The sequence below is a fragment of the Mesorhizobium sp. CA13 genome, from assembly GCF_020165235.1.
In the GTDB taxonomy this organism is placed as follows: Bacteria; Pseudomonadota; Alphaproteobacteria; order Rhizobiales; family Rhizobiaceae; genus Mesorhizobium.
Window position 1 is genome coordinate 419,077 of the sequence record NZ_JAIUHS010000001.1, and the last position, 19,180, is coordinate 438,256.

16 protein-coding genes are annotated in these 19,180 nt (G+C 64.1%); 6 read left to right on the plus strand and 10 right to left on the minus strand.

What is annotated here, in order from left to right; translation table 11 throughout:
- Positions 1-334 precede the first annotated feature (334 nt).
- The 6 genes from lptF to rsmA all read left to right on the plus strand — a co-directional run bounded on the left by lptF (position 335) and on the right by rsmA (position 7,939).
- Positions 335-1,537 carry an LPS export ABC transporter permease LptF gene (lptF, locus tag LB566_RS02210; protein WP_224622826.1) on the plus strand — a complete coding sequence of 401 codons (1,203 nt, stop codon included), beginning with the start codon at positions 335-337 and terminating at the stop codon, positions 1,535-1,537.
- The gene (gene lptG, locus LB566_RS02215) at positions 1,534-2,619 is read left to right on the plus strand and encodes an LPS export ABC transporter permease LptG (protein ID WP_181172376.1); all 1,086 of its coding nucleotides are present in this window, start codon (positions 1,534-1,536) and stop codon (positions 2,617-2,619) included. The genes lptF and lptG overlap by 4 nt, the downstream gene beginning before the upstream one ends.
- On the plus strand, positions 2,619-5,039 hold the full coding sequence (locus LB566_RS02220; RefSeq protein ID WP_224622828.1) for an LPS-assembly protein LptD: 2,421 nt from the start codon (positions 2,619-2,621) through the stop codon (positions 5,037-5,039). Before lptG ends, LB566_RS02220 begins: the two co-directional genes overlap by 1 nt.
- Positions 5,040-5,129: 90 nt before the next feature.
- Complete coding sequence (locus tag LB566_RS02225) at positions 5,130-6,062, plus strand: SurA N-terminal domain-containing protein (RefSeq protein ID WP_224622830.1); 933 nt, start codon at positions 5,130-5,132, stop codon at positions 6,060-6,062.
- A gap of 13 nt (positions 6,063-6,075) precedes the next feature.
- Positions 6,076-7,092 (plus strand): 4-hydroxythreonine-4-phosphate dehydrogenase PdxA, encoded by a 1,017-nt coding sequence (gene pdxA / locus LB566_RS02230; RefSeq protein ID WP_224622832.1) that lies wholly within the window; start codon positions 6,076-6,078, stop codon positions 7,090-7,092.
- A 10-nt stretch (positions 7,093-7,102) separates the two neighbouring features.
- On the plus strand, positions 7,103-7,939 hold the full coding sequence (gene rsmA, locus LB566_RS02235; RefSeq protein WP_224622834.1) for a 16S rRNA (adenine(1518)-N(6)/adenine(1519)-N(6))-dimethyltransferase RsmA: 837 nt from the start codon (positions 7,103-7,105) through the stop codon (positions 7,937-7,939).
- Between the two features lie 55 nt (positions 7,940-7,994).
- On the opposite strand, the gene LB566_RS02240 is transcribed toward rsmA, so the two are convergent.
- The 10 genes from LB566_RS02240 to fabD form a co-directional block, all read right to left on the minus strand.
- Entirely contained in the window at positions 7,995-10,244 is a 2,250-nt protein-coding gene (locus LB566_RS02240; RefSeq protein ID WP_224622836.1) for a xanthine dehydrogenase family protein molybdopterin-binding subunit, read from the minus strand.
- Positions 10,244-10,747, minus strand: a complete 504-nt coding sequence (locus LB566_RS02245; RefSeq protein WP_224622838.1) for a (2Fe-2S)-binding protein — start codon at positions 10,745-10,747, stop codon at positions 10,244-10,246. Before LB566_RS02245 ends, LB566_RS02240 begins: the two co-directional genes overlap by 1 nt.
- Positions 10,744-12,120, minus strand: coding sequence for a c-type cytochrome (locus LB566_RS02250; protein ID WP_224622840.1), 1,377 nt, complete (start codon positions 12,118-12,120; stop codon positions 10,744-10,746). The genes LB566_RS02245 and LB566_RS02250 overlap by 4 nt, the downstream gene beginning before the upstream one ends.
- 227 nt (positions 12,121-12,347) lie before the next feature.
- Positions 12,348-13,004 carry a guanylate kinase gene (gene gmk / locus LB566_RS02255; protein WP_140494448.1) on the minus strand — a complete coding sequence of 219 codons (657 nt, stop codon included), beginning with the start codon at positions 13,002-13,004 and terminating at the stop codon, positions 12,348-12,350.
- Between the two features lie 3 nt (positions 13,005-13,007).
- Positions 13,008-13,898: a YicC/YloC family endoribonuclease gene (locus LB566_RS02260; RefSeq protein ID WP_224622842.1), complete on the minus strand. Its 891-nt coding sequence runs from the start codon at positions 13,896-13,898 to the stop codon at positions 13,008-13,010.
- 171 nt (positions 13,899-14,069) lie between these two features.
- Positions 14,070-15,278: an endolytic transglycosylase MltG gene (gene mltG / locus LB566_RS02265; protein ID WP_140494453.1), complete on the minus strand. Its 1,209-nt coding sequence runs from the start codon at positions 15,276-15,278 to the stop codon at positions 14,070-14,072.
- A 102-nt stretch (positions 15,279-15,380) separates the two neighbouring features.
- A complete protein-coding gene (gene fabF, locus LB566_RS02270; protein WP_140494455.1) occupies positions 15,381-16,643 on the minus strand; it encodes a beta-ketoacyl-ACP synthase II in 1,263 nt (420 codons plus the stop codon).
- Between the two features lie 34 nt (positions 16,644-16,677).
- The gene (locus LB566_RS02275; RefSeq protein ID WP_006203723.1) at positions 16,678-16,914 is read right to left on the minus strand and encodes an acyl carrier protein; all 237 of its coding nucleotides are present in this window, start codon (positions 16,912-16,914) and stop codon (positions 16,678-16,680) included.
- A gap of 269 nt (positions 16,915-17,183) precedes the next feature.
- Complete coding sequence (fabG, locus tag LB566_RS02280; RefSeq protein WP_140549287.1) at positions 17,184-17,921, minus strand: 3-oxoacyl-[acyl-carrier-protein] reductase; 738 nt, start codon at positions 17,919-17,921, stop codon at positions 17,184-17,186.
- Between the two features lie 131 nt (positions 17,922-18,052).
- Positions 18,053-18,994 carry an ACP S-malonyltransferase gene (gene fabD / locus LB566_RS02285; protein ID WP_224622844.1) on the minus strand — a complete coding sequence of 314 codons (942 nt, stop codon included), beginning with the start codon at positions 18,992-18,994 and terminating at the stop codon, positions 18,053-18,055.
- Positions 18,995-19,180 lie beyond the last annotated feature (186 nt).

Below are 19,180 nucleotides of genomic sequence, written 5' to 3' on the forward strand. Positions count from 1 at the left end.
GCGCGCGAAGCGGTTGGAAGCGATCCGCGACATTTGGTCGTTTTCCGGCATTTGGCAAGACTTTGCCAAACGGGCTCCCCATATGGCACATGAATCGATGGCGATTCGTCGCGGCACGGCTCCGCTTTTTGGCCGCAACCTGTTGTTAACCATCGATGTTCGCCCTTTCTTATCCAATCCCGCCGACACTCCGCCCCAACGTGGCGCGCGATATGGGACGGGAACCGGATCGTCTGCCTGACAGAGCCCGACGCAGCCAGTTGTGCGGGCGTCGCCGGACGGCTACCCTTATCCGGTGGCATGATGCCGTTCGAGAAAATTGAGAAAAGCCTTCATGAAGGTCGTTGAACGCTACATCATGCGCCGTGCTTTCGTGGTCTTTATTGCAGCGCTGGCCTGGACGCTGGCCATTGTCTGGACCACGCAAGTACTGGCCAAGATCGACCTCGTCACCGACAGCGGCCAGTCGGCGCTGACTTTCTTCGAGGTCGCGGCCCTCATTCTTCCCTCGATCATTCCGATCGTGGTGCCCTTCGCGCTCGTGGTGGCGGTTGCCCAGACGCTCAGCGTCATGAATTCGGATTCGGAGCTCGCCGTCGTCAACGCAGCGGGCGCCTCGCGCTGGACCATCGTGCGGCCGATCATGATTCTCGCGGCCGCGGCCAGCGTCTTTTCCTTCGCCGTCGACAACGGCATCGACCCCTATGCGCGCCAGAAGAACCGGATGCTGGTGGCGGAGTCACGCGCGGATCTTCTGTCGCTGATCATCCAGGAAGGCACATTCCGCAAGATCGATGACGGGCTGTTCCTGCAGATAGGCGAGCGGCTCCCCGACAACCGGCTGGGCGGCATCTTCGTCGCGGATTCGCGCGAGGAAGGGGTCAACCTCGTTTATTATGCCAAGACCGGCAGCATCGTCGAACGCGGCGGCGAAAAGGTGCTGATGATGAATGACGGCGTCATCCATCGAAAGACCCTGACCGGCGACCTCTCGGTCATCCGCTTCACCTCCTATGCCTTCGACATGTCGGCTTTCATGGCGGCAGCGTCGGAGGTGACGCTGATGCCAAAAGACCAGACGACCCAGTACCTGCTCAACCCGAGTGCCAATGACAAGGTCTATCAGCAGCGCCCGAACGAATACCGGGCGGAGGTCGACCAGCGGTTCTCGGAATGGCTCTATTCCATGGTCTTCGCGCTGATCGCACTCGCGGTCGCCGGAGATGCACGCTCGCATCGCGAGGCGCGCGTCAATCCGCTGATCACGGCCATCGCGATATCGCTGTTCGTGCGCTGGATGGGCTTCTTCGCCGCCGGCAAGGCCGGCGAGGTCCCGCAATATGCGTATATGGTCTACGGCGTGCCGATCGTGTCGTCGGCGGTGGCAATCTGGTTCATCGCCTCCAACCGGACGATGGAACTGCCAGTGGCCTGGGCAGATTGGCTGACGAATCTCGCCAGCCGGATGGCTGACGCCTGGAATGCCGTCAAGCTGCGCCTGTCCAGGCGCAGCGCCTCGGGCCAGAGGGTCAGTTGATGGGCTGGACGCTGGGACGCTATTTCTTCTTCCGCTATGTCACCATCACCGTGTGGTTCTTCATCGGCCTGCTTGCGCTGGTGTTCCTGATCGATTTCACCGAGCTTTCCGGCCGCACGACCGGCCTGCCCGGTTTCACCTATGGAACGGCGGTGGCCATTTCCGGGCTCAGGATGCCGATGATCATGCTGCAGACCGTGCCGTTTGTCGGTCTCTTCTCGGCGATGGCGACGCTGGTCTCGCTCAACCGCAGGTATGAACTGGTCATCGCGCGCTCGGCCGGCGTTTCGGCCTGGCAGTTCCTTCTGCCGTGCTGCATCGGAGCGCTGTTGTTCGGCGTCCTGTCGGTCGGTCTCATCAACCCGCTCGCCGCGCACGCCTTTTCCTGGTCCGAACAGATCGAAACCCAGTTGCGCTCGGGCAAGTCGAATACGGTGTCGGCCGACGCCGCGCCCTGGATCCGGCAGAAAACCAGCTCCGGAGACACAATCATCGGAGCGCGCGCCATCCTCAACCAGGGCCTGGAGATGGCTGACGCCGTCTTTTTCATCCTCGACCCGCAAGGCGATATCGTCGAGCGCAAGGATGCCGCACGCGCCTACCTGCGGGACGGCTACTGGGAATTGCAGGACGTCAAGACCTTCAAGAACGGCACCATCCAGCCTGCGGCAAACGATCGCGTGCCGACCAATCTGAAGCCCGAATTCGTGCAGGAGCGGCTGGCGCGCCCGGAGACCATTCCATTCTACGATCTGCCGGGAAAAATCGAGGTTGCCCGTTCCTTCGGCCTCAAGGCAAATGCCTTTGCCATGCAGTTCGATTCGCTGGTGGCGTTGCCGTTCCTGCTCGTCGCCATGACGCTGATTGCGGCAACAGTTTCAATGCGATTTGCGAGGATGGGGCAATCGGCAACGATGATTCTGGGTGGCGTCGTTGCCGGGTTTCTGCTTTATGTCGTTTCGGTGCTGGTGAAGGCATTCGGCGTGGCGGGGTTCGTGCCGACTGTCGTAGCTGCCTGGGTGCCGGTCGTGGTGGCTATGTTCTTCGGGGTGACTTTCCTGCTATACAAGGAAGACGGCTAGTGAGGGAGGCCTTTTTGCCCAGTAACAGGCAGGCCGGTTTGGCGCGCCTCTATGCGGCGACCGCCTTGGCATGCCTGTTTGCATGCGCGGTTCCGCTGCCTGCGTTGGCGCAGGATGTCGGCGACATGGCGACCAAGGTGCCGTCCGGATCGCAGATGCTGCTGGCGGCCGATACGCTGGTCTACAACAACGACAACCAGACCGTGACCGCCGTCGGCGGCGTGCAGATCGACTATGGCGGCAACCGACTTGTCGCGCAGAAGGTCGAGTACAACCGCAACACCAAGCGGATGGTCGCAAGCGGCAATGTCGAGGTGATCAACAGCGACGGCACCAAGATCAATTCGGATCATATCGACATCACCGACGACTTCGCCGACGGTTTCGTCAACGCGCTCCGGGTCGAAACCATCGACAAGGCCTATTTCGCCGCCGAAAGCGCCGAACGCATGGGCGGCGTGCTGACCACCTTCCACAATGGCGTCTACACTGCCTGCGAACCGTGCGAGGACAAGCCCGACAAGGCGCCGACCTGGCGTGTGAAGGCCAGGAAGATCATCTGGAACGGCGAGAAGAAGACGGTCCGCTTCGAGAATGCGAATTTCGAATTCTTCGGCTTCCCGCTCGCCTACCTGCCGGCGTTCGAGATCGCTGACCCGACGGTGAAGCGCAAGAGCGGCTTCCTGATCCCCGGCATCGTCTTCAAAAGCGATCTGGGCGTGGGGGTGAAGGTCCCCTATTATTTCGCGCTCTCACCGACTTACGACCTGACCGTCACCGGCACCGGCTTTACCAAGCAGGGCTTTCTCGGCGAGGCCGAATGGCGCCAGCGCTTCAACAATGGCGAATACAGCCTGAAGATCGCGGGCATTCAGCAGCGGGATCCCGATGCCTTCATCGATGCCGCCGGCCGCAATGTCGATTCGGGCGAGGCGGGCGATCCGAACAAATTCCGCGGCATGATGGGCACACAGGGCCAGTTCGCCATCAATGCGCGCTGGAATTTCGGCTGGGACGTGCTGCTGCAGACCGACAAGAACTTCTCGAACACCTACGCCATCGACAAATATAACGGGTCCGTTCACCAGTCGTCGGTTTACCTGACCGGCCTCGATGGCCGTAATTATTTCGACCTGCGCGCCATGCATTTCGAGGTGCAGGAAGACACGCTCGACAGCAACATCGCTGCGCGAAGCGGCCAGCAGCCCTGGGTGCTGCCATCGCTCGACTATGCCTACATTCCGGATACGTCGGTCGCGGGCGGCCAGTTGTCGTTCAACGTCAATTCGCGGGTCATCCGCCGCGATGACCTCGACGAGACCTATTTCACCCCCTACTTCCCCCCTTCAGGCACGCAACGTGTGCGCGGCATCGAGGGCGAATCCGGCCGTCTCACCGCCCAAGCCGAGTGGAAACGGTCATTTGTCACCGATGACGGGTTGGTGCTGACACCCTTGCTGGCGCTGCAGGGCGACGTCGACTATGTCAACGCGTCATCAGCTTCACTCGCAGCCGTCAACCAGATGGCGACGAATTTGGGCGAGCAGGATGATATGCGCTCGTCTTTCGCCCGCTATATGGCGACCGCCGGACTCGAGATGAGCTGGCCGCTGCTGTTTTCGATGGCCAGCGGCTCCAGTCATGTGTTCGAGCCGATGGCGCAGGTGTTCCTGCGCCCGAACGAACAATATGTCGGCGGCCTGGCCGTGCCGAACGAAGATGCCCAGAGCATGGTCTTCGACGCGAGCACCTTGTTCGAGCGCGACAAGTTCTCCGGCTATGACCGCATCGAAGGCGGCTCGCGTGCCAATGTGGGCCTGCGCTATTCCGGTTCCTACATCAACGGCTGGGGCACCAACGCCATCTTCGGCCAGTCCTACCAGATCGGCGGCGAGAACTCCTTCGACGCGCCGGACCTGGTCAATGTCGGCGCCTATTCGGGCCTCGAAAACACCAAGTCGGACTATGTCGGCCTGTTTGGCGTCAGCAGCCCGAACGGGTTCGCCGCCTCGGTCAGCGGCCGTTTCGACGAGCAGAGCTTCGAGGTTCGCCGCGCAGAGGTAAAGGCCGCCTATTCCGGCCTGCCGGTGTCGCTGAGCGCCAAATACGCCTTCATCCAGGCTCAGCCGCTCTATGGGTTCACCACCGACCGCCACGAGGTCACGCTGGGTGCATCCACGCATCTTGCCGAGAACTGGCGCGTGTTCGGGACGGGAACCTATGATCTGCAGCAAAGCCTGCTGGTCAAGGACGGGGTCGGTTTCGCCTACAATGATTCCTGCTTCACCTATCTGATGACGTACTCGCAGTCGCGCGACCTGAACACCAGGGAGGTGACGCAGAGCATCGGCTTCAACCTGTCGTTCCGCACCCTCGGCGATTTCGGATCGTCGAGCAGCGCCTTCGATACCACCCAGTAGCCCGCGACATCGTTTCGCCGCATAGGGCTGGCAGGGACTTCACAAACCCCGAAGAAGGATGAAGTTGGGCGGGACCGGGACAGAATTGGGATGTTTGCGATGAGGAAATACCTCTTTTCAGCAGGGTTGGCGCTGCTTGTGGCGGCGACATCCGTGTCGATGACCATCATCACGCCGCCGGCTTTCGCCAGCGAGATCAAGTACGTCGTCAACGACATACCGATCACCAGCGGCGACATCGCGCATCGCGCCGCCTTCCTCAAGCTGCAGCGCAAGAAGGGCGACGCCGGCCAGGAAATGATCGATCAGACCTTGCGCATGGCCGAAGCCAGACGGCTTGGGATCCGCATCAGCGACGCGCAGGTCGAGGCTGCGTACCAGCGCTTTGCCTCGAGCAACAAGATGCAGCTCAGCCAGCTCGACGGCGTCATGGAAAAGTCCGGCGTCAGCAAGAGCCATTTCAAGGAGTTCATCCGCGCCCAGATGGCCTGGAATCAGGCCTTGAGCGCGCGGTACCGTTCCGGCGAGGGCGGCAGCGTGACCGAGCAGGACGCGGTCAGGCGCATGCTCGACAAGGGCGGCTCCAAGCCGAGCGCCACTGAATACATGCTCCAGCAGGTCATCTTCGTCGTGCCGGCGGCCGAACGCAGCGCGACGCTGGGCAAGCGCAAGCGCGAAGCCGACGCCATGCGTGCCCGCTTCAACGGCTGCAACACGACGCGGCAGTTCGCCAAGGGCCTGATCGACGTCACCGTTCGCGATCTCGGCCGGGTGCTGGCGCCGCAACTGCCGCCGGACTGGGCCGAGCAGATCAAGGCCACCAAGGTTGGCGGCGCCACGCCTACCCGCCAAACGGAGCGCGGTGTCGAGTTCATCGGCATCTGTTCGTCGCGCGAGGTGTCCGACGACAAGGTCGCCCAGATGGTGTTCCAGAGCGAAGGCTCCAACGACAAGGCGGCCGACGATCTCAGCAAGAAATATGTCGACGAGCTGAAGGCAAAAGCCCGCATCGTCAAGCGCTGAGGTGGACAGGGCGATGCGCGCGCTGGCGTTGAGCGTCGGCGATCCATCCGGCATCGGGCCGGAAATCGCGATTGCCGCGTTTCTGGCGCGTACAGCCGCAGCCCTTCCGCCCTTCTATCTCCTCGCCGATCCCGCGCTGATCGCCTCACGGGCGCGCCGCATCGGCGTTTCGCTGCCTATCGAGGAAACGACGCCAGCGCAGGCGACCGAGGTCTTTGGCCGCGCACTGCCGGTCGTTACGCTGTCTGCCGGCTTCATCGACAGCCCCGGCCAGCCTGATCCGGCCAATGCGGCGGGCATCATCGAAGCAATCGATCGGGCGGTGGCCGCAAGCCTCGCCGGCGACGCCGCGGCCGTCGTCACCTGCCCGATCGCCAAGAAGCCGCTCTACGACGCCGGCTTCCGCTTTCCCGGCCATACCGAATATCTGGCGCATCTGGCGGCGCGGCACAGCGGCGTGGAAGCGATGCCGGTGATGATGCTGGCAGGCCCCGACCTGCGCACCGTTCCCGTCACCATTCACATCGCGCTGGCCGAAGTGCCGAAGGCGCTGACCACCGACCTGATCCTCGCCACGACGCGGGTCACCGCCGCCGACCTCAGGGACCGCTTTGGCATCGCCAACCCACGGCTCGCCATCGCCGGCCTCAACCCGCATGCGGGCGAGGATGGCGCCATGGGCCTGGAGGACCAGCGCATCATCCGACCGGCGATCGAGATCCTGCGAGCCGAAGGCATCGACGCGTTCGGGCCATTGCCCGCGGATACCTTGTTCCATGCCCGGGCCCGGGCCGGCTACGACGTGGCGCTGTGCATGTATCACGACCAGGCGCTGATACCGGCCAAGGCGCTCGCCTTCGATGAAGCGGTCAATGTCACGCTCGGCCTGCCCTTCATCCGCACCTCGCCCGACCACGGCACCGCCTTCGATATCGCCGGCAAGGGCATCGCCCGGCCCGACAGCCTGATGGCGGCGCTGCGGCTTGCACGGCGGCTGGCCGACGTCGACGCCAAATTCGTCACGCAATGAGGCTCAACTCATGAGCATGGATGGGCTGCCGCCGCTGCGCGAGGTCATCGAGCGCCACGGTTTGCAGGCAAGAAAGGCACTGGGCCAGAATTTTCTGTTCGACCTCAACCTGACCGGCAAGATAGCGCGCGCCGCCGGCAGCCTGGCGGAGACGACCGTGATCGAGGTCGGCCCCGGCCCCGGCGGGTTGACAAGGGCCCTGCTTTTCAACGGCGCGCGCAAGGTCGTCGCTATCGAGCGCGACGAACGCTGCCTGGCGGCCCTCGCCGAGATATCGGCCCACTATCCCGGCCGGCTGGAGGTCGTTTCGGGCGACGCTCTGAAGATCGACTTCCCGACGCTTGCCGCGACCGCCAGTGATGGCGGGCCGGTCAGGATCGTTGCCAACCTGCCCTACAATATCGGCACGGAACTGCTGGTCCGCTGGCTGACCGTCGCGGAGTGGCCTCCCTTCTATGCCTCGATGACCCTGATGTTCCAGCGCGAGGTGGCCCAGCGTATCGTCGCCGCGCCCGGCAGCGAGGCCTATGGCAGGCTCGGCGTGCTGGCGGGGTGGCGCACGCAGGCCAGGATAGCGTTCGACGTGCCACCCCAGGCGTTCACACCGCCGCCCAAGGTGACCTCTTCCGTCGTGCATCTCGAGCCGCGCGCGACGCCGCTATGCGCCGACGTGAAAAAACTCGGCCGCGTCACGGAAGCCGCCTTCGGCCAGCGCCGAAAGATGCTGCGGCAGAGCGTTAAGAGCCTCGGCGGCGAGGCCCTGCTCGAACGCGCCGGGATAGACCCGACCCGGCGCGCCGAGACGCTCGATGTCGAGGAGTTCGTGCGGCTGACCAATGCGGTGTAGTGCCGCCGGCCGTCGAAGCGCGGAGCAATCTGATCCTTCGAGCGGATGCTTCGAACTACACGCCCAACACCGCTTTGACGCGCTCGCGCGTATAGGGCAGGTCATAAATGCGTTTTCCCGTGGCGTGGCGGAAGGCGTTGGCGATCGCGCCGGCTGTCGGGCCCTGCGCTGCTTCCGCGACGCCGAGATAGGGCGTGCCGGGATTGTCGACGACATGCACTTCCACGCTGTCGGGAACGGCGCTGAAGCGCAGGATCGGATAGGCCGACCAATCCGCGCTCAGGATGCGGGTGTCGTCGAAATGGACGGCCTCGTAGAGCGTCCAGCTCATTGACTGCAGGATACCGCCTTCGGTCTGGTTGACGATCGAATCCGGCGCCACCGCTTCGCCGCAGTCGACCGCCGAGACCACATGCGAGATGGCGATGGCGCCGCTGTCGCGATCGACCTCCGCTTCAAGCGCGACTGCGAGATAGGCGGCGTGGTTCTTGTACTTGGCGAAGGCGAACCCCCGGCCACGGCCCTCCGGCATAGGATCATTGCTCCAGCCGAATTTTTGCGCCGCAACCTCGATCACCTTCCTGGCGCGCGGGTCCTTCATGTGCCTCAACCGGTATTCCACCGGGTCGGCGCCGGCCGCGAGGGCCAGCTCGTCCATGAAGCTTTCGATCGAGAAGACGTTGCAGTAGGCGCCGAGGCCGCGCAACGACGAGACGCGCACCGGCATGTCGGCAACGAAATGCCAGTTCACCCGCTGGTTCGGCACGTCATAGAGCGGGATGGCATTGCGATCGCCATTGCCGAGCGGCGAGATCTGCAGCTTGGCCGGATCGGGCGGGAAATGCTTCGCCACCAGCCGGCCGGCGATCAGCGAACCTGCCGTTCCCGGCCGGGTGCCGTGACTGTTGCTCCACAGATCATAGTGCCAGTTGACGATCTTGCCGCCGGCGTCCAGCGTTGCGCTGGCGCGCGTCAGCATGCCAGGGCCATAAGGCTCCCACAAATGCTCCTGATCGCGCATCCACTGCACGCGCACCGGAGTGCCGGGCAACGCCTGTGCGATCAGCGCGGCGTCGGCCGCCGCGTCGTCGGCACCGTTGTGGCCGTAGCAGCCTGATCCCTCGGTGTGGATGCAGCGCACCTTTTCCGGTCCGACGCCGAGCATCTCGGCGATCGCCTTGCGGTCTGGATAGACCCCTTGAGTATGCGTCCACACCGTGATCAGGCCCTTGTCTGACAGGGCAACGGCAGCGGAGGGGCCGATCGACCCATGCATCTGGTAAGCGCGGGTGAACTGCGCCTGCAGCGTCTTTGCGCCGGCTGCCGTTTCGGCGCCGACCGAGGTCACGGTGCCGACCTCGGCGACCGAGCGTTCGAGGAAGGCGGGGATATTGTCCTGGTCCGGCAAGACCGGCTGCTCCTGCCACTTCGCCTTGGCGGCCATGGCGCGCATGGCCTGGACCGCCTGGAATTCCTGCCTGGCCACCACGGCCAGGAAGTCGCCGTCACGGATTACCGCCACCACGCCGGGCATCGTCTTAATGGCGGCCTCGTCGACGCTGACGAGCCTGGCCGAATAGCTTGGCGGGCGAACGACGCGGGCATGCATCATGCCAGGAAGCCGCATGTCCTGCACATAGGCCTCGCCGCCCGTCACCTTTGCCGGAATATCGACGCGGGCGAACGGCTTGCCGATCGCGTGATAACTGTCCGGCGATTTCAGCGCCGTGTCGGCCGATGCGTCCACATGCAGCAAATCCGCCACCACGAGTTCGCCATAGCCCACGGACTTCCCGTCCGACCCGGTGATCCTGCCGCTTGCCGCCTTGAGCTGGTCGGCCGGAACGCCGAGCTTCTCGCTGGCCTTGGCGACCAGGATCTGGCGCACCTGCGCCGAGGCGTAGCGTATGGCGGTGCCGCTGTTCTGGATCGTCTGGCTGCCGGCGGTATAGCCCTCGTTCGGCGTCAGCGCGGTATCGGCGGTGATGAGCTTGATGGAAGCCGGCTCGACATCCAGTTCTTCGGCGGCGATCTGGCGCAGCGACGTCCTGGTGCCCTGGCCGAGCTCGGCCTTGCCGGTGAAGACGGTGATCGAACCGTCGGCATCCAACCTGATCCAGGCGTCGAGCGAGGGGGTATCGGCAAGGCTGCCCGGTAGTTTCTTGGCCGGGGCCGGCGTCGCGGGCGTCTGCGCCGAGGGCGCGGCCTCCTGAGCCTGCACGGGGATGGTGAAGGACACGACCAGCGCGCCGGTTCCGGCGAGAAAGCCGCGTCGTGTCAGCTCGGGAAAGGTTGGCGCGTTCATCATGCCCTCCTCGCGGCCGCAGCCGGCGCCAAGCCGGCCGATTTCGATTTCATCAGGTCGCGCGCGCGGCTCACTGCCCGCAGGATGCGCATATGCGTGCCACAGCGGCAGAGGTTGGGTTCCAGCGCCTGCCTGATATCGGCGTCACCGGCATCGGGTTTGGCCTCGAGCAGCGCCTGCGCCCGCATCATCATGCCGGCGATGCAATAACCGCATTGCGCCGCCTGCTCCTCGATGAACGCTTTCTGCATCGGGCCGGGGCTCTCGATCGTGCCCAAGTCCTCGACCGTCTTGACCTCGCGGCCTTCCACCAGCATCGCTGGCGTCAGGCAGGAGAAGACGGGCTTGCCGTCGACCATCACCGTGCAGGCGCCGCATTGGCCAAGGCCGCAGCCGAACTTGGCGCCGTTCAGCTTCAAATCGTTGCGCAGCACATAAAGCAGCGGCGTCGCGGGATCGACGTCGACGTCGTGGGAGATGCCGTTGACGTTGAGATTGATCATCTGTCCTTCGCTCCTACATTGTCCGGGCCGCGCTCGATGCCGTCCGATGGCCGGACGCTGACCTGGTATTTTCCGCTCCTGGTGTCGGCGATCCTGGCGCCCGCATCCTGCCAGGCCGGCTTGCCGGCGAAGGCATCGCGCAGATAGGCCAGCAGGTCTTTCACCTGGTCGTCCTTCAGCGTCGCCGCGAATCCCGGCATGATCGCGCTCGGGCGTCCACCCGCCGCCGGCAGGCCGAACAGCACGGTGTTGATGACGTTCTGCGGATCTGGCGCGTTGACCGCGCTCGACAGATGGAAATTGATACCGCCAAAAGGCGGCGGACGGCTGCCGTCGTGGCAGGTGGCGCATGCTGCCTGGTAAATGACGGCTCCACGCGCCGCCGGCGTATCGGCGGATGTCGGCACCACGGCGGCGGTCGACGCCGGGTCGGCCGCGGCGCGGCCGCGGATAGCCTGCGCGGCTGCCGTCCGTTCGGCGGATGGTTCGCCCATGAGCGACATGACGTAAGTGGCCATGGCGTCGATATCCGCATCGGGAAGCCGGCCGAGATTGCCCGTCACTTCGCCCATCGGGCCATTGGCGACGCCGTGGTCGGCATGCCAGCCCTGCCTGAGATAGGCAAACAGGCTGTCATGCGTCCACGGTATCGGCGCCGGTGAAGTGCCGTCGAGCGCAAAGGCCGTCCAGCCTTCCGCCTCGCCGCCGGCCATATGCGATCCCTTCTCTTCCGCGCCGAACCGATTGCGCGGCGTATGGCAGGCGCCGCAATGGCCGAGCCCATTGACCAGATAGGCGCCGCGGTTCCACTGCGCGCTTTGCGAAGCATCGTTTTGATAGGCGCCCCTGTCGAAGAACAGCAGCTTCCAGCCGGCCAGCACGAGGCGCACATCGAGCGGGAAAGGCAGTTCGTTCGGAGGCGGCCGGTTGTTCACCGGTTGGCGCGTCATCAGATAGGCGTAGAGCGCGCGGTTGTCCTCATCGGAGACACGCGTGAAATGATCGAATGGGAAGGCCGGATAGAGATGCCTGCCCTCGCGGTCGACGCCTTCGCGCATGGCGCGGTTGAAGGCTGCCTGCGACCAGCGGCCGATACCGGTCTGCGGATCTGGCGTGATGTTGGTCGAATAGATGGTGCCGAACGGCGTCGGCACGGCGAGCCCGCCGGCAAAGGACTTTTCACCGGGCCTGGTGTGGCAGGAGGTGCAATTGCCGACCGAGGCCAGCACAGCGCCTTTCTCGATCAACGCCGGGTCGAACGACGATCGTTGCGGCGGCTCGACAGGATCGATCGCCGGCTTCCACGCATAGGCGAAAAATCCGGCGCCGCAGACAATGACGATGACAAGAACGCCCAGCCAGAAGCGTTTCAAGATTTGCTCTCCCTCATGGCTACGGTGAGACGCCGCCGAACCGGCCGTTACCGACCACGCGCGCGCTCTCGTGCGGGAGAAACTAGGGGCATTACCCTCTTCGTCAATTGTCTGATTTATGTCGCCGAAATGCGCATCTTGCAGGCGCGACCATCTCGAGCGCATCGTTTCGGACTGGTCGGCCTTCGGCCTGTCCGCCGGCCCATCTTTATGGGCAGAGGAAAGTGCTAGCTCGTCTTCTCGTCCAACAGTCCCGAGACGAAGTCGAAGAGCCCGGGCCGACGATCGCGCCGCAACCGCTCGGCGACAACGATGCCGCGCACTTCGGCGAAGGCGCGATCGAGATCATCGTTGACGATGACGAAATCATATTCCTTCCAGTGCTCGATCTCGTTGCGCGCGTTCTTCAGCCGCGTCTCGATCACCGCTTCCTGGTCCTCGGCGCGGCGCTTCAGCCTTGCCTTCAACTCCTTCATCGACGGCGGCAGGATGAAGATCGAGACGATGTCGGCGCGCATCTTCTCCTTGAGCTGCTGGGCACCTTGCCAATCGATGTCGAACAGCATGTCGCGCCCTTGAGCCAGCGCCAGTTCCGCAGGTTCGCGCGGTGTCGCATAGCAATTGCCATGCACCTCCGCCCATTCGAGCAGGGCGTCCGAATCGCGCAGCCGCTCGAACTCGCGCATGGTGCGGAAATGATAGTGAACGCCTTCGATCTCCGAGCCGCGGCGCGGCCTGGTGGTGACGGAGACCGACAGTTCGAGGCTGGAATCGCTTTCCAGAAGGTTGCGCGCAATCGTCGACTTGCCGGCGCCCGACGGCGACGACAGCACGAGCATCAGCCCCCGGCGGCGAATGCGGGACCCCAAATCCCTGGCGACCATCGGCTACTCCAGATTCTGGACCTGTTCACGGAATTGATCGACCACGGCCTTCAGTTCCAGTCCGATGGCGGTGACCGCGGCGGCGTTCGATTTCGAGCACAGCGTATTCGATTCGCGGTTAAATTCCTGTGCCAGAAAATCGAGCTTGCGGCCGACGGCGCCGCCGCCGGAAAGCAATGCCCGACCCGACGCCACATGCGTCTTCAAGCGGTCGATCTCCTCGCGAATGTCGGCCTTGGTGGCGAGGAAGGCGGCTTCCTGGTGCAAGCGGCCGGCATCGAGGTTGGCCGAAGCATCCATCAAGAGCCGCACCTGTTCGGCGAGGCGCTCGCGGATGGCCGCCGGTTCGCGCGACGGATCCGCTTCGGCGCCCAGCGTCAGCGCTTCGATGGCGTCGATATGGCCCAGCAGAAGCGTGCCAAGTGCCGCGCCCTCACCCTGGCGGGACCGCTCCAGCCCCTCCAGCGCCGCCTCAAGGGCCGCCATGACGGCGTTGTCGAGCGCTGTCCTTACATCCTCGGTTTCGGTGGTCTCGGGAATTTCGAGCACGCCGCGCAGCGACAACAGTCCGTCGGCGGTCGCAGGAGCAACACCAAATTGTTCCACGATCCGCTTGGCGAGCCCGGCCAGGTCCTTGAGGAAGGCCTCGTTGACAACGGGCTGGGACTGCATTCCGGAGGCACGCGTGATGGTCAGCGTCGCCTGAAAATTGCCGCGCGCGAAACGTTTCTGAAGCGTCTGCCTGATGGCCGGCTCCAGCCGCTCAAAACCCTGGGGCAGCCGCAACCGCACCTCGACGCTCTTGCCGTTGACGGATTTGACCTCCCAGGCAATCGAGGTGCCGTCATGTTCGGCGACAGCGCGCGCAAACCCGGTCATGCTCTGCAAATTCATCGTGCCTGCATACCCCCTGGCGCGTACTGCGGATACTGCTTGATCCGGCTTCGCGCACCTTCAGAAAGCCGAAATGCCCGCCTGCCAACCGGCTTACGAGGCGCCCTGACAAAATCCAACGTTCCTGCCTTCAACCGATAGCATGGACGAGCTGGAAAACACCGTGCGCCGCTACTGGGCCGCCCCCGCGTCGCCGTCAATGGGAGCGTCGGTCTGCCCCTCCACCTTGGCATCAGCCTTGGCCGCGTCGTCGACCTGCTTCTTCTGCTGGGCTCGATAGCGCGCGACGTTCTCATTGTGCTCGTTAAGCGTGGCGGCGAAGACGTGTCCGCCAGTGCCGTCGGCAACGAAATAGAGGTCGTCGGTCTTTGATGGATTGGCTACCGCCTCCAGCGCCGCACGGCCGGGATTGGCGATCGGCGTCGGCGGCAGGCCGTTGATCACATATGTGTTGTAGGGCGTCGGCTTCTGGATGTCCGACTGATAGATCGGCCGGTCGGCGGGTTTGCCCTTGCCGCCGAACAGACCGTAGATGATGGTCGGATCGGATTGCAGGCGCATGCCCTTGGCCAGCCGGTTCAGGAAGACCGCGGCGACGCGCGAACGCTCATCGCCCTTGCCTGTTTCCTTCTCGACGATCGAGGCCAGCGTGACGAACTCGTCAATGCTGGCGAGCGGCAGGTCGGCCGCGCGCCGCTGCCAGACTTCCTCGACCAGCTTCTTCTGGTCGGCCAGCAGCTTGTCGATCATCTGCTGGCGCGTGGCGCCGCGCGTGAAGCGCAGCGTATCGGTGGCGAGGCTGCCCTCTGGAGGCACGGTGGCCGGCATGTCGCCGCTCAAGGCGGGCTCGCCTGCGATGCGCGCCAGCGCCTGCTCGACGGTCAGCCCTTCGGGAATGGTCAGCGAGTACATGACCGACTTGCCGCTCTTCAGCAATTCCATGATGTCGCGCATGGACGCCCTGGGTTTGATCTCGTATTCGCCGGCCTTCAGCGCGGAATCATTGCCGAAGGCGCGCACGCCAAGACGGAATATGCGGGCGTCGCTGATCAGGCCGCGCCGCTCGAGCTGGTCGGCGATATCCTGGACGCCGGTGTTCGGCTTGACCAGGAAGGTGTCGCCATTGGCCGACGGGCCGGGCTCGGTGAATTCCTGCTTGCCGAAGTAAAGCGCGATACCCGCCGCCAGAACCATCAGCATCACCAAGGAGATGACGAAGTTCATGAACACGACGACCTGACTGCGCGAAGCACGCGAGCGCTTCGGCGGCGGCGTGCCGGCCTCCGGCCGCAAGGCTTCGGCGGCTGTCTTGGGCACGATCGGTCCCGATGTCGCCTGCCCTTGCCCGAACTCTCCGTTGCCGGCCGGATTTGTGTTCATTTCGCCCTACCGTTTGATCTCTCAACGAATCCCCTGCGGCAGAGTAGGGGCGAATATGGCAAAATTGACGACACGCCGAGGCGCCGTCCGGCAGGCGGACGGTCAGCCATTGTAGCGCTGAAAGACCAGCGAAGCGTTGGTGCCGCCGAAGCCGAAGGAATTGGACAACGCCACGTCGATCTGGCGGGCACGCGGTTTGTTCGGCACCAGGTCGATCGCGGTCTCACGTTCCGGATTGTCAAGGTTGATGGTTGCCGGCGCGATGTTGTCGCGGATGGCGAGGATCGAAAAGATCGCTTCGGCAGCCCCTGCCGCGCCGAGGAGATGGCCGATCGACGATTTGGTCGACGACATCGAAATCTTCGATGCGGCGTTGCCGACCAGCCGCTCGACGGCGCCGAGCTCGATCGTGTCGGCCATGGTCGAAGTGCCGTGCGCGTTGATGTAATCGACATCGGCGGGCGTCAGCTTTGCCCGGTTCAACGCCGCCGTCATGCAACGGAAGGCCCCGTCGCCGTCTTCAGCCGGTGCGGTGATATGATAGGCGTCGCCGGTCAGGCCGTAGCCGGTCACCTCCGCATAGATCTTCGCGCCGCGTGCCTTGGCATGCTCGAGTTCCTCAAGCACGACGACGCCGGCGCCCTCGCCCATGACGAAGCCGTCGCGATCACGGTCATAAGGCCGCGACGCCGTTTGCGGCGCGTCGTTGCGCTCGGTCGACAGCGCACGGCAGGCAGCGAAGCCAGCGATAGACAGTCGCGTCACGGGCGCTTCGGCGCCGCCGGCGACCATCACGTCGGCATCGCCCCAGATGATCAGCCGGGCAGCGTCGCCGATCGCATGCGCGCCGGTCGAGCAAGCGGTGACGACGGCATGATTGGGGCCTTTCAGCCCATGCCGGATCGAAACCTGGCCGGAGACGAGATTGATGATCTGGCCCGGGATGAAGAAGGGGCTGATGCGGCGCGGGCCGCGCTCCTTCAGGATCATCGCATTCTCGGCGATGCCTTCGATGCCGCCAATGCCCGAACCGATCAGAACGCCGGTGGCGCACTGCTCGGCATGGGTCTTCGGCTGCCAGCCGGAATCCTTCAGCGCCTCGTCGGCGGCTGCGATCCCGTACAGGATGAAGTCGCCGATCTTGCGCAGTTCCTTCGGCTCGAGCACCGCCTCGGGATTGAAGGTGGCGTTGCTGCCGTCACCACGCGGAACGACATGGGCGATCTTGCAGGCAAGATCCTCCACCTCGAACTCGGTGATGCGCTTGGCGGCGCTGCGGCCGGTCAGAAGTTCCTTCCAGCTGTGCTCGAAGCCCATGCCGAACGGCGACAGCAACCCAAGGCCCGTGACGACGACACGCCTCATCGCAGGTCCTCCCCGGTGATGACTGCGGAAAGCGTCAGGCCGAAGCCTTGTCGATGTACTTCACGGCATCGCCCACCGTCAGGATGGTTTCAGCCGCGTCGTCGGGGATCTCGACGCCGAATTCTTCTTCGAACGCCATGACGAGTTCGACCGTGTCGAGACTGTCGGCGCCCAGATCATCGATGAAGCTCGCCTGCTCCGTCACCTTGTCGGCATCGACGCCCAGGTGCTCGATGACAATCTTCTTGACGCGCTCTGCGGTGTCACTCATTTGGGGCATCCTCGTCTTTTGGTTGTCTGTCTTCGTTAGCGGGCGGAATGCCGCTAATCAAGCTGAAAGATGGTCCCGCCGGAAACGCAATGGCCGCAGACCGGTTTTTGCCCGAACCGCGGGGTTGCGGGCCGCATTACACGAAAAATCGTGGGCGTCCAAGCCGAAATGGTCGCTTTTCACAGCCCGCCCGAGCGTTGCCTGTCGCCGTCTCAAAGCCACCGCGAATGCCCGGGCCCGGCCCGAAATGCATGCTTTGGCCGACCCGATCAGATCATCGCCATACCGCCGTTCACATGGATGGTTTGACCGGTGACGTAGCCGGCCTCGTTGGAGGCAAGGTAGGCGACGGCGGACGCCACTTCGGCGCTGGTGCCCATGCGGCGCGTCGGGATCGCGGCCATGATCGCCTCCTTCTGCTTGTCGTTGAGCTTGTCGGTCATCGCCGATTCGATGAAGCCCGGGGCGACACAGTTGACGGTTATGCTGCGGGTGGCGATCTCCTGCGCCAGCGATTTGGAAAAGCCGATCATGCCGGCCTTGGAGGCGCAGTAGTTGGTCTGGCCGGGATTGCCGGTGACGCCGACCACCGAGGTAATGTTGATGATGCGGCCGTGGCGGCGGCGCATCATCGGATGGGTCAACTCTCGCGTCAGCCTGAACACGGCCGTCAGGTTGACTTCGAGCACGCTGTCCCAGTCGGCGTCCGACATGCGCACGAACAGTCCGTCCTTGGTGATGCCGGCATTGTTGACCAGGATGTCGACGCCCTCGAGATCGGCCTCCGCTTTCTGGCCGAGCGCCTTGACCTCGTCGCGGTTCGACAGGTCGGCCGGAAACAGCTTCACCCGGTCGCCAAGTTCGGCGGCCAGCGCCTCCAGTTTCTCGATGCGCGTGCCGTGCAGGCCGACGACGGCGCCCTGCGCATGCAACACCCTGGCGATCGCCTCGCCGATGCCTCCCGACGCGCCGGTGACAAGTGCCTTGCGGCCGGTCAGTTCGAACATGTGTTTTCCTCTTTGGTTTCGGAAGCTCAGCGAGCAACCTTATCTGTATACGTCGTGCCGGTGTCCGATTGCCATCATCAACGGAATATCTTCAGCGATACAAGCCGCGCCATCAATTCACACGCGGCGCTTCACCCGAGCGCCGCCAATGCGGCCTCGACCTCCGCCGCGGTTCCGACCGATGTCGTGGCGATGTCGCGGTTTATGCGCCGGGCCAGCCCTGAAAGCACTTTTCCCGCGCCGACTTCATAGAGCGTGGTGACGCCGTTCGCGCCGAACCACTCCACTGTCTCGCGCCAGCGCACGCGGCCGATCACCTGTTCGAACAGACGGCGCGCAATGACGTCGGGATCGCTGGTCGGAGTGACCGTGACATTGGAGACGAGCGGCACAACAGGCGCGTTCTTTGTTACGCCAGCCAGCGCTTCCCGCATGATCTCGGCGGCAGGCGCCATCAGCGCCGAATGGAAGGGCGCGGAGACCTGCAGCATCAGCGCCCGCTTGGCGCCTTTTTCCGTGCACAGTTTGGCGGCCAGTTCGACCGCTGCCCTGGCGCCGGAAATCACCAGCTGGCCACCGCCATTGTCGTTGGCGATCTGGCAGACCGAGCCTTTGGCAGCCTCGGCGCAGGCGGCTTCGACATCGGCCTGCTCCAGCCCGATGATCGCCGCCATGGCGCCTTCGCCGGCCGGCACCGCCGCTTGCATGGCATTGCCGCGGATGCGCAGCAGCCTGGCGGCATCGGCAACCGAAACGAAGCCGGCGGCGGCGAGCGCCGAATACTCGCCCAGCGAATGGCCGGCGACGTAAGCGACCTTGTCCTTCAGCGAGAAACCGCGCGCTTCCAAGGCCCTGATCGCGGCCAGCGATACAGCCATCAGCGCCGGCTGCGCGTTGGCGGTCAGCGTCAGCGTCTCTTCCGGCCCTTCCCAGATCAGCTTCGACAGGTTTTCGCCGAGCGCGTCGTCGACTTCGCTAAAAACCCTACGCGCCTCGGGGAAGGCATCGGCGAGGTCCTTGCCCATGCCGACAGCCTGGCTGCCTTGTCCCGGGAAGGTGAATGCAACGGCCATGTGTGGGCTCCCAAAGCTCGGTTCTGCTTGCCTGATACACGAATTTTCCTGCCTGTGACGCAACGCGGCCTGCCAAGTCAAGCCCGGTTCGGCCCGGCCGCTCGGCAGCTTTGCGGGCCGAGTGACTGTTCCAAAAGGCTTTTTGGCGATCACTCCTGATGAAAACCGCTCACGAATCGTTTGCTG